General features: G+C 39.3%; 14 protein-coding genes and 2 tRNA genes. 8 read left to right on the forward strand and 8 right to left on the reverse strand.

The genetic code is table 11. From position 1 onward, the window contains the following. Nucleotides 1-39: 39 nt before the first annotated feature. The 4 genes from AC000W_RS12830 to porV all read right to left on the reverse strand — a co-directional run bounded on the left by AC000W_RS12830 (nucleotide 40) and on the right by porV (nucleotide 4549). A complete protein-coding gene (locus AC000W_RS12830; RefSeq protein ID WP_474748846.1) occupies nucleotides 40-1680 on the reverse strand; it encodes a dihydrolipoamide acetyltransferase family protein in 1641 nt (546 codons plus the stop codon). 3 nt (nucleotides 1681-1683) lie between these two features. Continuing rightward, a complete protein-coding gene (pdhA, locus tag AC000W_RS12835; protein WP_474748848.1) occupies nucleotides 1684-2682 on the reverse strand; it encodes a pyruvate dehydrogenase (acetyl-transferring) E1 component subunit alpha in 999 nt (332 codons plus the stop codon). A 161-nt stretch (nucleotides 2683-2843) separates the two neighbouring features. Next, entirely contained in the window at nucleotides 2844-3329 is a 486-nt protein-coding gene (cdd, locus tag AC000W_RS12840; protein WP_474748849.1) for a cytidine deaminase, read from the reverse strand. A 77-nt stretch (nucleotides 3330-3406) separates the two neighbouring features. Beyond that, nucleotides 3407-4549 (reverse strand): type IX secretion system outer membrane channel protein PorV, encoded by a 1143-nt coding sequence (gene porV, locus AC000W_RS12845; RefSeq protein ID WP_474748851.1) that lies wholly within the window; start codon nucleotides 4547-4549, stop codon nucleotides 3407-3409. Between the two features lie 376 nt (nucleotides 4550-4925). On the opposite strand from porV, the gene gldJ reads away from it, so the two are divergent. Together gldJ and AC000W_RS12855 are read left to right on the forward strand one after the other, a co-directional pair. Further along, a complete protein-coding gene (gene gldJ, locus AC000W_RS12850) occupies nucleotides 4926-6590 on the forward strand; it encodes a gliding motility lipoprotein GldJ (RefSeq protein ID WP_474748852.1) in 1665 nt (554 codons plus the stop codon). Nucleotides 6591-6651: 61 nt separating this feature from the next. Beyond that, complete coding sequence (locus tag AC000W_RS12855) at nucleotides 6652-7926, forward strand: UDP-N-acetylmuramoyl-tripeptide--D-alanyl-D-alanine ligase (RefSeq protein ID WP_474748853.1); 1275 nt, start codon at nucleotides 6652-6654, stop codon at nucleotides 7924-7926. A 9-nt stretch (nucleotides 7927-7935) separates the two neighbouring features. Here AC000W_RS12855 and AC000W_RS12860 read toward each other — a convergent pair whose 3' ends face one another. Next, nucleotides 7936-8349, reverse strand: coding sequence for a hypothetical protein (locus tag AC000W_RS12860; RefSeq protein WP_474748855.1), 414 nt, complete (start codon nucleotides 8347-8349; stop codon nucleotides 7936-7938). Nucleotides 8350-8599: 250 nt separating this feature from the next. Next, nucleotides 8600-8674, reverse strand: a tRNA-Val gene (locus AC000W_RS12865). Between the two features lie 124 nt (nucleotides 8675-8798). Between AC000W_RS12865 and AC000W_RS12870 the strand changes: the two genes are divergently transcribed. Further along, nucleotides 8799-9785, forward strand: coding sequence for a PKD domain-containing protein (locus tag AC000W_RS12870; protein WP_474748856.1), 987 nt, complete (start codon nucleotides 8799-8801; stop codon nucleotides 9783-9785). Between the two features lie 96 nt (nucleotides 9786-9881). Next, a complete protein-coding gene (locus AC000W_RS12875; RefSeq protein ID WP_474748858.1) occupies nucleotides 9882-10073 on the forward strand; it encodes a cold-shock protein in 192 nt (63 codons plus the stop codon). 102 nt (nucleotides 10074-10175) lie between these two features. On the opposite strand, the gene AC000W_RS12880 is transcribed toward AC000W_RS12875, so the two are convergent. After that, nucleotides 10176-10247: transfer RNA gene (locus AC000W_RS12880), tRNA-Arg, on the reverse strand. A 26-nt stretch (nucleotides 10248-10273) separates the two neighbouring features. Further along, nucleotides 10274-12334, reverse strand: a complete 2061-nt coding sequence (gene metG, locus AC000W_RS12885; RefSeq protein ID WP_474748859.1) for a methionine--tRNA ligase — start codon at nucleotides 12332-12334, stop codon at nucleotides 10274-10276. 65 nt (nucleotides 12335-12399) lie between these two features. On the opposite strand from metG, the gene AC000W_RS12890 reads away from it, so the two are divergent. The 4 genes from AC000W_RS12890 to AC000W_RS12905 are packed head-to-tail and all read left to right on the forward strand — an operon-like array spanning nucleotide 12400 to nucleotide 15082. Beyond that, nucleotides 12400-13242: a S66 peptidase family protein gene (locus AC000W_RS12890; protein ID WP_474748860.1), complete on the forward strand. Its 843-nt coding sequence runs from the start codon at nucleotides 12400-12402 to the stop codon at nucleotides 13240-13242. Continuing rightward, complete coding sequence (locus tag AC000W_RS12895) at nucleotides 13239-13730, forward strand: hypothetical protein (protein WP_474748861.1); 492 nt, start codon at nucleotides 13239-13241, stop codon at nucleotides 13728-13730. Before AC000W_RS12890 ends, AC000W_RS12895 begins: the two co-directional genes overlap by 4 nt. A 57-nt stretch (nucleotides 13731-13787) precedes the next feature. Next, a complete protein-coding gene (locus AC000W_RS12900; RefSeq protein ID WP_474748862.1) occupies nucleotides 13788-14117 on the forward strand; it encodes a YraN family protein in 330 nt (109 codons plus the stop codon). 2 nt (nucleotides 14118-14119) lie between these two features. Then, nucleotides 14120-15082: a pseudouridine synthase gene (locus AC000W_RS12905; protein ID WP_474748863.1), complete on the forward strand. Its 963-nt coding sequence runs from the start codon at nucleotides 14120-14122 to the stop codon at nucleotides 15080-15082. Nucleotides 15083-15084: the final 2 nt, after the last annotated feature.

Consider the following 15084-nt stretch of genomic DNA (forward strand, 5'->3'; position numbering starts at 1 on the left):
TCAATGGAATGCTTTTTTTATTAGTTTTTATTCTAAGTTTTATGCCAACATGGTCACTGGGTTTTCCAGATAAGCCCTTAGTGTTTGCAAGAACTGAGCTCCAGTAGCACCATCCACAGTTCGGTGGTCACATGCCAGCGTAACTTTCATGGTACTTCCCACAACTATTTCACCATTTTTTACCACAGGTTTTTCTACAATGGCCCCTACTGATAAAATAGCAGAATTTGGTTGATTGATAATTGATGTGAATTCCAAAATACCAAACATTCCTAAATTAGAAACCGTGAAAGTACTGCCTTCCATTTCAGCTGGAGTCAATTTTTTATTTCTTGCCCTTCCTGCCATATCCTTTACAGTAGCTCCAATTTGCATTAACCCTAGTTGGTCTGCAAACTTTACGACCGGCACAACCAAGCCATCTGGGACTGCAACCGCCACACCAATATGTATATGATGATTGTAAATCATAGCATCAGCACTCCAAGTAGTATTTACTTGAGGATGTTTTTTAAGAGCCATTGCACAAGCCTTTAATACCATATCGTTAAAAGATACCTTGGTGTCTGGCAAGCTATTTATTTGAACCCTTGATGCTTTGGCGTTGTCCATATCTACCTCAATAGTAAGATAATAATGTGGTGCCGTAAATTTAGATTCACTTAAACGCTTGGCAATTACCTTACGCATTTGTGAGTTTTTAACCTCTTCTGTACTTTCTTCTCCAACTGGTAAAACCATAGGTGCAACCGACGCACTTGAAGTTTCTTTACTTTCAGGAACAGTAACTGGTTGCTCGGCTTCTTTCGTTGGCTGATAATTTTCTATATCTTTCTTAACAATCCTTCCATGGTCTCCTGTTCCAGCTACTTTGGATAAATCTACTCCTTTTTCTTGAGCAATCTTCTTCGCCAAAGGTGATGCCAATATACGTCCACCTTGGTTTGACGCTGACACAACAGCAACAGGAGTTTCAGATTTAGTTTCTGCAACTACAGTTGACGTTTCCTTTACTAGTGTTTTTGATTTTTCCCCTGATGGTTTGGCACTCAACACACCATCTACATCTGTACCTTCTGGGCCAATAACAGCCAAAACCGAATCTACAGGAGCTGATTCTCCTTCCTGAATGCCAACATATAATAAGATTCCCGAGTAAAAGGACTCGAACTCCATGGTAGCCTTATCTGTTTCTATTTCAGCTAAAATATCCCCTTCTTCAACTGTGTCTCCTACTTTTTTTAACCATGAGGCAACAGTACCTTCTTCCATAGTATCACTAAGACGTGGCATTTTTACAATTTCCACACCTTCTGGAACTTCCACAGCCTCCGTCGTAGCACTTTCGGTTTTTTCTTCAACAACAGATTCGGTTTCTTTAGAGATTTCTTCTTTAGTTTCCAAAGAAGCGGACCCATTTAATAAACCAGAAATATCCTCTCCTTCCTCACCTATAATGGCTAAAAGTGAGTCAACAGGAGCTCCATCTCCTTCAGCTATTCCAATATGTAATAATGTTCCTTCATTAAAGGACTCAAACTCCATTGTAGCTTTATCCGTCTCAATTTCGGCCAAAATATCTCCTTCTTCAACTTTATCTCCCACATTCTTTAACCACTTTGCTACTGTACCTTCTTCCATGGTATCACTTAGCCTTGGCATATTAATTATTACTGCCATTATTTATAATTTATGTTGTAAAAATGGATAATCTTCTTGTTCGTAAACCATATCATATAATTGGTTTACTGGTGGATATTCAGATTCTTCTGCAAATTTCTCACACTCAGCAACCCTATCCTTCACACTTTTATTTATATCCTTTATTTCATCATCAGAAGCGTACTTGTTCTCTTTGATAATATCTAAAACTTGAGTTATGGGATCAATCTTTTTGTATTCTTCAACCTCTTCCTTTGTTCTATAATGTTGGGCATCGGACATGGAATGTCCTCTATACCTATAGGTTTTCATTTCCAAGAAAGTGGGTCCCCCTCCGCTTCTTGCCCTTTCAATAGCCTTACTCATTTCTTTAGCTACGGTAACAGGATCCATCCCATCAACTGGGCCACAAGGCATTTCATACCCCAATCCTAATTTCCAAATTTCTGTTGAGTAGGATGTTCTTGCAACTGATGTTCCCATTGCATAACCATTGTTTTCACAAACAAAAACAACAGGCAATTGCCAAAGCATAGCCAAGTTAAAAGTTTCGTGCAAAGAACCTTGCCTAACGGCACCATCACCCATATAACAAATGGTAACGGCATCTCGTTTAAAATACTTATCAGCAAATGCTAAACCAGCTCCAAGAGGAATTTGTCCACCTACAATGCCATGTCCGCCATAAAAACCTTTTTCTTTAGAAAAAATATGCATAGAACCACCCATTCCTTGTGAAGTCCCGGTAACCTTTCCGTAAAGCTCGGCCATTACTCTTTTAGGATCAACGCCCATACCTATAGGCTGAACGTGATTTCTATATGCGGTAATCATTTTATCCTTGGACAAATCCATTGCATGCAATGCTCCTGCCAAAACTGCTTCCTGACCGTTATATAGATGAAGAAACCCTCTAACTTTTTGTTGTATGTAGACTGCAGCCAGTTTGTCTTCAAACTTCCTCCAGAACAACATATCCTCATACCACTTTAGATAAACTTCCTTGGTGATTTTTTCCATCAATCTTTAATTTTTAGTAGAATATTTGCTGAAACGAAAAACAAAAATACACATTAAATCAATAGCGAAAAAAAATTGAATAAAAAGCTTCACACCAAAATCAGTTCACTTAATTATTATCAAAATGTTTAGTGAATTTTAGGAAAAAAGAAGTGTAATAGCTATTTCAAAAAGGAATTATCAAACGCAAAGGGAAGTATATCAGAAAGAGAATTGCATTTTATTATTTCTCCAGTCTCACCCATCATTAAAATAGTAATTGGGCTTTTTTGTTTTTGTTCGTACTCAGCAATAGATTGCCTACAATTACCGCATGGGGCTGCTGGCCTATCTACCACATAATTTATAGAGGTAGCAGTTATTGCCAATTTTTCTATTCCTACGCCAGGATATAAGGCTCCCGCTTGAAAAATAGCAACTCTTTCTGCACAAAGACCAGATGGGTACGAAGCATTTTCTTGATTATTGCCAATCACAACTTCCTTGTTCTTTAGCAATACAGCTGCACCTACTTTAAAATTAGAATATGGAGCATACGCATTTTCTCTAGCCTTTACTGCCCTATTCATCAACTCTTGTTCACTACCAGTTAATTCATTCAATGAATCAAAAATTGTATACTCAAAAGACGATTTTATTTTTTTCATGGTATGTGCTTAGTTTCCAAAAATAACAAAACCTGCGATTTGCAGGTTTTGTTACTATATTATATTTTGAAATTTCTCTAATCATTAATAAACTCTTCCCCTAAATTAAAGGTAAGAGAAAATCTAAGTGTATTTTCCAAAGGATTTCTAACTTGAGAAGTAGAGAACAAATAAGATAAATCTACTTGAGCTGCTTTAAATTTGAAACCAGCACCAAGTGTGAAAAACTGTCTTGATCCTTTTTCTTCACTTTCATTAAAATATCCAGTTCTTAACATAAAAGCATCTTGGTAAGAATACTCTGCACCCAAAGCCCATGTAAATTCTTTTAGTTCTTCACTAAAACCGTCTGGTGCATCACCAAAAGATTCAAATACTCCATTTAAGAATCCAATATTTTGATATTCACTATTATCTTCAGAATCAATATCACCATCACCATCAAAATCTCTCGGAGTTGGCACTAAAAGTTTATTGAATTCTGTAGTTAATCCTAATTTATTATCTGGATCAAATATAAAATCAAAACCTCCACCAAACTTCAAATTGGTCGGCAAAAAGTTTTGTTGTCCTCCTGCGTCATATTGAATCTTACCTCCCAAATTGGAAAGATTAAATCCTGCTCTCCAACGACCATCAAAGTTATTATAGGCTATTTCCCTTGAACGATAAAAACCCGCTATATCAACAGCAAAAGCATTGGCAGCCTGAGAATCACTTGCACTTTCTTGAAACTTAAGGTTAGAACTAATAAACCTACCAGCCACTGCCATAGAAAATGTAGGGCTTAATTTTAAGGAGTAAGAACCATCCAAGGCAAACTCGTTTGGCTTTACTATTCTTGCCGTCTCATCCACGGTTTGTCTCAATTCTATTTCACCAAGACCAAAATACCTAAGACTTACTGCAAAAGCACTTCTATCATTTAATTTGTTAAAGTAATTGGCATTTAATAAAGATATATCTGTAACAATACTTTCTAAATAAGGAGTATAACTAACCCCAACACCCATTTTACTTTCTGCAAATGCAAATTTTGCAGGGTTCCATTGTTGAGAAAATGCATCCATGGATGTTGCTACACCCATATCTCCCATACCAGCAGCTCTTGCATCAGCAGCTATGGTTAAAAATGGAACTGATGTCGTTATAACTCTATCTTCTTGGGCCGTAACTTTGAAAACTACTGTTAACAAAGCCAATATCACTAATTTTTTCATGTATTGTCTTAAAAAATTTGATATGCAAAATACCTAAATTATCTTCTAATGCTCAAATAATTTAGATGTATTACATGTAAACGACGTTTTTAACATTATCTTATGTGAAGTACATTTTTTTTTAAAAAACTCGATATAATGCCATTGATTTTCAATTCAACTTTTAATTTAACTTCATTACTCATACTATAAAACAGGTTATAGCGTTATGATTCTATATTTCAATATCATTTTTACATAAATAACTGTTTTTGAAAATATTTTTTACTTGATAAAATATTATGCTCAAATAGTCGTTTTATATGCCGAAAGTGATGCAAAATCAAAAGTCAAACTAGCCTTTGGGCAGTAAACATATTGAACTCAAGTCCTAATTATGAAAAAACCGTTTATTAAAATTATACTTTCTTGTGCAGTGATTGCTGCGAGTTTTACAAGTTGTAAAAACTCCTCTTCAGGATCGTCCAAAAATGTCTCAAGAGCCACAGGTTGGAAAATCAATGCCAAAGAAGGTGGTTTTCAGTATAATTCAGACTTCAAAGAACAAGAAACAGCACCTGGTCTTGTATTCGTTGAAGGTGGTACTTTTACAAAAGGTAAGGTACAAGATGATGTAATGCACGATTGGAATAATACAGCCACATCGCAACACGTACAGTCCTTCTATATGGATGAGACAGAAGTTACGAATGTAATGTATTTAGAATATTTGGATTACTTAAAAGCAGTATATCCTCCAAATGACCCAAAATATGCTAACATATATAAAGGCGCTCTTCCAGATACATTGGTATGGAGAAACAGACTAGGATTCAACGAAACCATGACAAACAATTACTTAAGACATCCTGCATATGCAGAATACCCAGTAGTTGGTGTTAATTGGATTCAGGCAACTCAGTTTGCAGAATGGCGTACAGACCGTGTTAATGAAGTAATGTTAGAAAGAGAAGGTTATTTAACTGAAGATGCTAAATATAAAGCTTTGGGCGGTGAAACAGATATCGCATTTAGCACTGAAACTTATTTAAACAGACCAGATGCTGTTTATGGAGGTATGATTGATTCTCTTCAAGGAAAGCAGAAGAAAGATTCTTTATCAGTTTATGCTAAAAGAAGTAGTGGTGTTATTTTACCTGAATACAGGCTTCCAACAGAAACTGAATGGGAATATGCTGCGCAGGCTCAAGTTGGTTCTAGAGAATATAACAATTACAGAGGTAGAAAAAAATATCCATGGGAAGGAGATTACACTCGTAATGGACAACGTGTAGGTCGTGGAGATCAACTTGCTAACTTTAAGCAAGGAAAAGGAGATTATGGCGGAATTGCAGGATGGTCAGACGATGGCGCAGATATTACTGCAGAAGTTAAATCTTATAAATCAAATGATTTAGGTTTATATGACATGGCAGGTAATGTTTCCGAATGGGTAGCCGATGTTTATAGACCTATAGTTGATGATGAGGTAAGTGACTTTAACTATTATAGAGGAAATGTATATATGAAGACTGCCATTGGAGAAGATGGTAAAGTTGATGTGTTAGATGATAACATTGTATATGACACCTTACCAAATGGAAAAATAGTAGCCTTAAACTTGCCTGGTGAAATTAAAATGGTTCCAGTTGATGAAGAAGAAACATATCTTAGAACCAATTTCTCTTCTAGTGATAATAGAGGATATAGAGATGGCGAACCTGGCTCATCTAGATTTTATGATAGATTTAGTGAGGAAGAGGGTGAAGACCAAAGAAAAATGTATAACTCGCCAAGTCATAATGTTGAAAAAGATTCCCTTGGAAATATGATACGTGAGTATGACAAATCCAACAACAGAACTACTTTAATTAATGATGAAGTTAGAGTCTTTAAAGGAGGTTCTTGGAGAGATAGAGCATATTGGTTAGATCCAGCACAAAGAAGATATTTACCACAATATATGGCAACAGACTATATAGGGTTTAGATGTGCCATGTCCAGAGTAGGTTCAAAATCCAAAACAAAAAACAAAACCGTAAGAGGAAAAAAAGCTAAATAAGTTTTTAGATATAAGATAAAAAAGCCCTTTTTAAAAAGGGCTTTTTTTATATCTTCGATTTATGACTATAGAAAAACTCCACTCCCTTTTTTTAGAACACCCAAACGTTTGCACAGATACAAGAAAAATAGTAGATGGTTGCATTTTCTTTGCACTTACAGGGGATAATTTCAACGGAAATAAATTTGCCTTAGAAGCAATTGAAAGTGGAGCTACTTACGCAATTATTGACCAACATGAATATAAAGTTTCTGATAAGACAATTTTGGTCAATAATGTATTAGAAACACTGCAAGAACTAGCCACATATCACAGAAATTATTACAAAACAAAAATTATAGCCTTAACTGGCAGCAACGGAAAAACCACTACAAAAGAGCTAATTAACTCTGTACTTTCAAAAAAGTATAATACAATCGCCACAAAGGGTAATTTAAACAACCATATTGGAGTCCCTCTTACTTTATTGAACATAACCAACAAAACTGAAATTGCCATTGTAGAAATGGGAGCAAATCACATAGAAGAAATAGACTTCTTGTGCAACATAGCCAAACCAGATTTTGGTTATATCACTAATTTTGGAAAAGCACACTTAGAAGGTTTTGGTAGCATAGAAGGAGTAATTAAAGGGAAAACTGAATTGTATGATTATCTCATTTCTAACAAGAAAAATATATTCCTAAATGCCGATGATGCTATTCAAAAAGAAAAGCTAGGACATTATATTAAAAAAATTGGATTTAGTACTACTGACCATGAATTTTACCCAATTACTTTGTTAAGCTCTAACCCCTATGTAACAATAGAATGTGAAAACATAATAATTAAATCCCAACTTATTGGAAATTACAATTTTGCTAATTGTTGTGCTGCAATTCTAATTGGAAAATATTTTAACGTGCCATTGGAAGATGTAAAAAGTGGAATTGAAAACTATTGCCCAGAGAATAATAGGTCACAAGTAATAAATAAAAATAGACACAAGATTATTATGGATGCGTATAATGCCAATCCATCTAGCATGAAAGTCGCACTGGAAAATTTTGATAGTATTGATTCTGAAAACAAAGTGATTTTCTTGGGAGATATGTTCGAACTTGGAGACTATGCGGAAGCAGAACATCAAAATATTGTTGACCTACTTATAAAACTAAAATTTGAAAATGTTTTTTTAATTGGTGAAAACTTCTATAAGAGTGAAACTCATTTTCAAAAGTTTAAATCTTTTAATGAGTTAAAAGAAAAAATTGCATCAAAAAATTTTAATAAAAGTACCATTCTAATAAAAGGGTCAAGAGGAATGGCTTTAGAAAGGATTTTAAATATCCTATAAAACCAGATTCTAAAATGCCAACTCTCTTACTATCCTTTTATTTAGGTTGTATTTATACTCTACAGCATTCAACTCAATAACATCCTCTCCAACATTCTCAAAATCACAAATAACTTTTTTCCCTTCAAATTCAAAGAAACCCGTATCACCCTTTTCTAAATTAAAAAATTTTATAGAACCATTGGCAATTCGAGAAATAGCCAAGCCTCCAGTTAAACATGCCCAGCTATAATTTGTATTTTGTATTCGGAAAGGAAGTCTCTCACCTGGGTACAAATTAATTGTCCATAACTTATAATCATCATTTTCAAATAAAAGTTCTTGTCCCAGAGATATACTTAAATAATTTTTTTTAAGCTCATTAAGCTTACTTATCTCCCATAGGTCAAAATTCCCAACTGGATTTAATACTACACTTTTCATTGTTTCAATTTTTTAAAAAATATAAATAATTGACAATAAAGCAAATACGTTCAAAATACTTGCTTATTTTGCGGGTGCAAAAATACAACAAAAGTGTATTTATAAAAAGTGTGTTTGTCGAAAAAAAATATTTTTGAGGATTTAGATATTTATGTAGATTTTCTTGTTTTTTTCTCAAGAAAAAGCAAAGAAAATAAATTTTAAGTAAAATATAATCCTCTGACCAACAATTTATTAAATAATATTAAAGTGGGATATACTGGATTCGAACCAGTGACCTCTGCCCTGTCAAGGCAGCGCTCTAAACCAACTGAGCTAATGGCCCTATTGCGGTGCAAATATAAGTTGTGAAAGTTTCGCTAGCTCATTTATGTCCGTATTTACTCAATGCAATAAAGAAAAAATGAGCAGACGAGTATCTTTGAGGAAATCAATTGATCCCCTAGACTATGAAACTAAGAATGCTCATCCTCTCATTAGCGCTATCCTTTAGTGCTTGGAGTCAAATCATGCATACGGTCGTTGTATCAGGATTCGTCATCGACTCGGTTACTGGAATGGGAGTGCCTAACTACCCGGTGATGGTTAGTGATTCTTCGAATACTCCATCAGGAGGTATGACAATGACCTTGCTCACAGATGCGAACGGAAACTACAACGACACCCTTTTTCTCTACGGAACAGGCGGTCTTTTACTCGTTCAGACGCTGGACAGTTGCAGTGGTAATTGGCAGAGTTCATCCTTAATCTACGGTGTAAATACACCGCAATATTTCTCCATATACACAGGGTTTGTGCTCTGCGGCACCTCCGGTTCCGGAGGGGGTGGATCTGGGGGTGGATCAAACACCACCGGATGTGTGGCACAATATTCTTTTGATTCAACATTAACCGGTATGGGGCAGATTGTCCTCTTCAACACATCGTACGTAGACAGTACCATGCAAAACGCCACGCTTTCGTACCTCTGGGACTTCGGTGACGGGACCTCTGCAGTTGGCGCGTACCCATCACACCTGTACACTGCAGCAGGAAGCTATGCGGTTTGTCTTACGTTAAACGCAGTGGACAGCACGGCTTTCGGTACCATGACCTGCACAAGCACGTATTGCGATACCATCACCATTGATAGCACGGGTAACGTGAGTTACAAAAATCTCAACGTTTCCCTTAATGTGTATAATCCCGCGCAAATGTCCCTTGAGGAAACGGAATTTGCACCCATCAAAATGTATCCTAATCCGAGCAATGGTATCGCTTGGGTTGAATTACCGCAGCGTTCAGACATTCAATTATTTTCCATGACCGGTCGTCGTCTGTTCCATGGGTTCGACCTAGAGGGAAAAGTCCAATTGCCTTTCTTAAATGCTGGAAGCTATCTGATTGAGGTTGTAAATGCTGAAGGAAAGACGTACCAATTACTCTTGGTACATTAACCTAAAGATTAAAGGCAAACTGCCTAAAAACAAATAACTTAGAATTAATGTCGGGTGCTCAATTAATTAGTCGACATTTGCACTTTAAATTATATTATGAATCAAGGAACAGTAAAGTTCTTTAACGGAGACAAGGGATTTGGCTTCATTAAAGACGACGAGTCAAACACAGAGTACTTCGTACACGTAACAGGTTTGGTTGACCAAATCGAAGAAGGCGACAGTGTCGAGTTTGAATTGACAGAAGGAAGAAAAGGATTAAACGCTGTAAATGTAAAGCAGCTCTAAGTTTATATCAGTACATTCCAAAGGCCTCCAGAAATGGGGGCCTTTTTTATTTCCCATAGTTTCGGTCATAAAAAAAGCCCCAGCATAGGCTGAGGCTTTTAGTAGCTCCGAAGGGAATCAAACCCTTATCTCAGGCTCCGGAAACCTGCATTCTATTCATTGAACTACGGAGCCAAACTTAGTTGGCGAATATCGGCTAATTAACCGATTACTGCACCGCTATCTGCCCCATTTTCTGGAGTCATCAATCTCAAGCTTCCATCACCATCTTCTGCCATTAACAGCATCCCTTGGCTTTCAACACCTCGAATTTTACGCGGTGGGAGATTCATTAAAACCGTCACTTTTTTACCCACCATTTCTTCTGGGCTAAAATGCTCGGCAATACCAGAGACTATGGTGCGTTGATCCAGTCCTGTATCTACTAAGAACTTCAACAATCGATCCGCTTTAGGTACGCGTTCTGCTTCGAGAATGGTTCCCACTCTTAGGTCCATAGACATGAATTGGTCAAAAGAGATATCTTCTTTCTGTGGCATATGTTTCTTTTCTGTAGTTGAAGGTGCCTTTGCGGCCTCATTAGCGGCGGCCGATGCTAGCAACTTTTGACGTTGCGCTTCAACTTGTTCATCTTCAATTTTCGAGAATAATAAAGCGCTTTCGCCCAATTGTGTTCCAGCAGGAACCACAATTTCTTCGTTAGACTGCTCCCAAGTTGGCACACCACTCTGATTGAGCATGCGGCGTAATTTCGAGGCAGTGGTCGGAAGGAACGGTTCAAAAACAATGGAGGCAATACCCATAATCTGAGTAGCAACGTACAAAGCCGCTCCCGCTCGAGCAGGATCTTGCTTGTACACCTTCCAGGGCTCTTGCTCTTGAAGGTATTTATTTCCTAATCGGGCCACGTTCATGGCCTCATTTAAAGCATCGCGGAATTTAAAGGCATCCAATGATTTCGCAATTCTACGTCCACATTGGGTCATTGTCGCTATCGCCTCACGATCAGCATCCGTCAGAACACCGGGCTCTTGAACAATACCGTCAAAATATTTGTGCGTGAGCACCATGACTCGATTCACAAAGTTACCAAGACCTGCAACCAATTCACTGTTGTTGCGTGTTTGGAAATCTGCCCACGTAAAGTCGTTGTCCTTAGTTTCTGGCATAGTCGCGGTCAACGCATAACGCAATACATCTTGCTGCCCAGGAAAGTCTTGCAAGTATTCGTGTAACCAAACTGCCCAGTTCTTAGAAGTGCTCAGTTTCCGGCCTTCTAAATTTAAAAATTCATTTGCCGGCACTGCCGTGGGCATGGCATATTCGCCGTGCTGTTGAAGCATCGCAGGGAAAATAATACAGTGAAAAACGATGTTGTCTTTCCCAATAAAATGAATGATTTCTGCATCATCACCTTTCCAATACGCTTCCCAAGTATCTGGAAGTAATTCCTGTGTAGCGCTGATGTACCCTATAGGTGCATCAAACCATACGTACATCACTTTTCCTTCAGCACCCTCCACTGGCACAGGCACACCCCAATCTAAATCTCGGGTCATCGCACGCGGTTGTAATCCATCACCGGCGTTCAACCAACTCATGCATTGCCCCATCACGTTGGGCTTCCAGCCTTCACGGCTCTCTAAAAAAGCCCTCAATGCATCGGACAGTTCATCCAATGGCAAGAACCAGTTTGTCGTATTGCGCAATTCTGGGACTGCGCCACTTAAGGTTGATTTGGGCGCTATAAGATCAGTAGGACTTAATGAAGTTCCACAACTTTCGCATTGATCTCCATAAGCATCAGCTGCATGACACTTCGGACATTCTCCGGTGATGTAGCGATCTGCTAAAAATTGGCCCGCTTCAGGATCAAAGTATTGCTGCGTTTCTTTTGCCACGAGTGCCTCTTTTTCTATGAGATTCGTGAAAAATTCTTGCGCGTTTTTATGGTGTTGAGGACTAGACGTTCGACTGTAATGGTCAAAGGAAATCCCGAACTCTTCAAAGGCGCCCTTCATCATTCCATGATAACGGTCTACAACATCCTGCGGTGTGATCCCTTCTTTTTTCGCCTTAATCGTAATGGGCACTCCGTGCTCATCCGAGCCGCAAACAAACTTTACATCACGTCCCCGCATTCGCAAATACCTAACGTAGATATCTGACGGAAGGTAACACCCGGCAAGGTGACCTATGTGAACGGGGCCGTTAGCATACGGCAATGCCGCAGTAACCATGATTTTTTTGTTCGAACTCATGCTTTTTTGATACGTTTAAAGCTTCCTGCGAAGATAATGCGCTTTTATTGGGTATTTTTCGGCTAATGAAACAAACCGTACCCAGTTTTTTACAACCCGGAGACACTATTGGGATCAGCGCCACGGCCCGATTCGCAACTGCTGAATCGCTCGCCATCGCGGAACGCACCATCACTGCTGAAGGCTTTAACTGCTACTATTCGCCCGAAATCTCTATGCAGCAGCACCAGTTAGCGGGTACTGTAGCGGAACGCGTACAACACTTTAATGCCTTAATCCATAATCCTAACATCAAGGCCATATGGAACATTAGAGGAGGATATGGCAGTGCAGAAATTGTAGATTTAGTGGACTGGGAAGCGTTGATTGCGCAACCCAAATGGCTGATCGGTTTTTCTGATTTTACCACTTTCCTCTGCCACGGTGTTCAAAAAGGTATTGCAACGCTGCATGCCCCGATGCCCATCAGTTTTTCAGCTACTCATCCTGACGCACTTGCAGCAACTTTTGATGTACTGCGCGGTAAAGAAGATGCGCTGCATTGTGCGCTGCCTAAAACCATTAGTGGACAGATCATCGCCGGCAACCTCAGCGTGATCTCCAGTATTTTGGGCACGCCAAGTCTTCCGAGCTTAGATGATTGTGTACTGATCATTGAAGATTTAGACGAATACCACTACCATCTGGACCGAATGCTCCTTGCCCTTCGCCGACGCGGGGCCTTCAATGGCCTACAAGCCGTGGTTCTTGGAGTATTTTCTGATATACACGACCACAACATTCCGTGGGGTCCCGACGTTCGACATTCCTTGAGAAAACACTTTGAGGCCGAGGGCGTACCCGTGTATGAGCACCCTATTATTGGACACGGTAAAGAAAATTGGCCCATTATCTTACGCAAAGTATGATCAACGTTACCTACGGCATACCCAACGAAGAAACACATCATTTGAGTTTTGAATCGCTAGCACAGGCGAGGGAAAAAGTCCTGCCCTGGTTGGAGACTAAAACCTTCTTTTTACAGGTGGAGAAACCCCTGAGCGGGTGTCGGTTACTCAAGTTGGACAATGGCACCTGGGAGGTTCGTGTCGGAACTTGGGAAGAAGGCAGCGATAACAGCTTTGACCGAGTGTTCACTTCCACCCAAAGAGAGCAGGTATTTGAGGTGATGCGAACGTACCTTCAAGAGCCAGGGTACTTTGAGGCAATGGGTCAAATTTTGAAACTTCACGAGGCTAGAAAGCAGCGCAAAGGAAGCTTTACCGAAAGGCATCAGAAACGCTACGCACAAAGGCAGCGGGTGAATCAACAAAAGACTTGGATTAACTTTTTCATCACCCTCTTAATCTTCGGTGTGTTGGCGCTCTTCTTTTACCGCCAGGTGATGACGCTGTAAAACTTTAAGTTCTTCACATTCTTAGGAAAGTTTACCGTTCGCAGCCATCTTATTGGAATGAAGACTTATGAAACCTATGAGCGGAAAGCTGCGGATCTACTTAAGAAAATGGGGCATACCCTACTCTATCAGAACTACCGTTCCGGACGAGCTCAAATTGACCTAATCACACAACTGGACCGCTGCTTGTACATCGTGGAAGTAAAATACCGATCCTCAACAGTTACAGACTACGAAAACTGGGTGAGTGAGCGGCAATGTCAACGATTGTTGCAGGCCGGCGTGCGCCTTGTTGGCCCGTTTCAATGCACTGAAATTAAATTACTCCTTATTGCCTATCAAGGCAACGGCTCAAAAGCTGAAATAATCCCCCTCGCTGTTAACTAAAGTTGGACGTAACTGCCTGTGCTGAAGCAAGACCGACTACCTTTGCAAAAAAGTACTACGCCATGCGCAACAGTCGTTCTAACAACAAAGGCCCAAAAAGAGCGGGCACAACCAACCGTTTTGCAGAAGGAAGCAGAGGACCGCGTTCGTTTGATAACGATGACCGCAACAGTGGTGGTAAAAAAGAATTTAAAGGCGGTGCTGCGAACTTTAAGCGCGTAAAACGACGCAGTGCAGAAGACATTGCGAGTACGAGCGGTGAGATGCGCTTGAACAGATTTCTTTCACATGCCGGTATTTGTAACCGCCGTGAAGCAGATGACCTGATCGCCGCTGGCCTTGTAGAGGTCAATGGAAAAGTCGTGAGTACCATGGGCTACAAGGTGCAACGTACAGACGTCGTGAAATACAACGGCTCCTTAATTAAGAGCGAGAAAAAGAAATACCTCGTCCTGAATAAGCCGAAGGGATTCATCACTTCCATCACAGACAAGAAAGCGAAGAAAACAGTCGAAGAACTCGTTGGTAACGCATGTAGAGAACGTTTGTATCCTATAGGTAGTATGGACCGTACGAGCACAGGTGTTTTACTGTTTACTAATGATGTGGATCTTGCAAAGAAAATGGCACATCCTAAAAATGGTGCTGTTCAGATCATCAGTGTCGTGCTTGACAAACCGTTGCAAAAAGCTGACCTCACTGCCATTGCTAAGGGAATTGAACTCGAAGACGGTAAAATTGAAGTAGAAGAAATTAAATACATCGACGAACGTACGAAACGTGAGGTCGGTTTACGTTTACATAGTGGAAAGCACCGTATTGTGCACCGCATCTTTGATAAGTTCGGATATACCATAGAAAAAATGGACCGCGTGTCCTACGCAGGATTGACGAAGAAAAATCTGAGTCGCGGACAGTGGCGCTTTCTAGACCCTAAAGAGATTGACTTTCTAAAAACGAGGTAGCC

The organism is Saonia sp., assembly GCF_056326165.1.

Excerpts from the sequence above, each read along its gene's own strand:
- AC000W_RS12830 (WP_474748846.1), bottom strand. The coding sequence starts at position 1,680 with ATGGCAGTAATAATTAATATGCCAAGGCTAAGTGATACCATGGAAGAA.
- pdhA (WP_474748848.1), bottom strand. The coding sequence starts at position 2,682 with ATGGAAAAAATCACCAAGGAAGTTTATCTAAAGTGGTATGAGGATATG.
- cdd (WP_474748849.1), bottom strand. The coding sequence starts at position 3,329 with ATGAAAAAAATAAAATCGTCTTTTGAGTATACAATTTTTGATTCATTG.
- porV (WP_474748851.1), bottom strand. The coding sequence starts at position 4,549 with ATGAAAAAATTAGTGATATTGGCTTTGTTAACAGTAGTTTTCAAAGTT.
- gldJ (WP_474748852.1), top strand. The coding sequence starts at position 4,926 with ATGAAAAAACCGTTTATTAAAATTATACTTTCTTGTGCAGTGATTGCT.
- AC000W_RS12855 (WP_474748853.1), top strand. The coding sequence starts at position 6,652 with ATGACTATAGAAAAACTCCACTCCCTTTTTTTAGAACACCCAAACGTT.
- AC000W_RS12860 (WP_474748855.1), bottom strand. The coding sequence starts at position 8,349 with ATGAAAAGTGTAGTATTAAATCCAGTTGGGAATTTTGACCTATGGGAG.
- AC000W_RS12870 (WP_474748856.1), top strand. The coding sequence starts at position 8,799 with ATGAAACTAAGAATGCTCATCCTCTCATTAGCGCTATCCTTTAGTGCT.
- AC000W_RS12875 (WP_474748858.1), top strand. The coding sequence starts at position 9,882 with ATGAATCAAGGAACAGTAAAGTTCTTTAACGGAGACAAGGGATTTGGC.
- metG (WP_474748859.1), bottom strand. The coding sequence starts at position 12,334 with ATGAGTTCGAACAAAAAAATCATGGTTACTGCGGCATTGCCGTATGCT.
- AC000W_RS12890 (WP_474748860.1), top strand. The coding sequence starts at position 12,400 with ATGAAACAAACCGTACCCAGTTTTTTACAACCCGGAGACACTATTGGG.
- AC000W_RS12895 (WP_474748861.1), top strand. The coding sequence starts at position 13,239 with ATGATCAACGTTACCTACGGCATACCCAACGAAGAAACACATCATTTG.
- AC000W_RS12900 (WP_474748862.1), top strand. The coding sequence starts at position 13,788 with ATGAAGACTTATGAAACCTATGAGCGGAAAGCTGCGGATCTACTTAAG.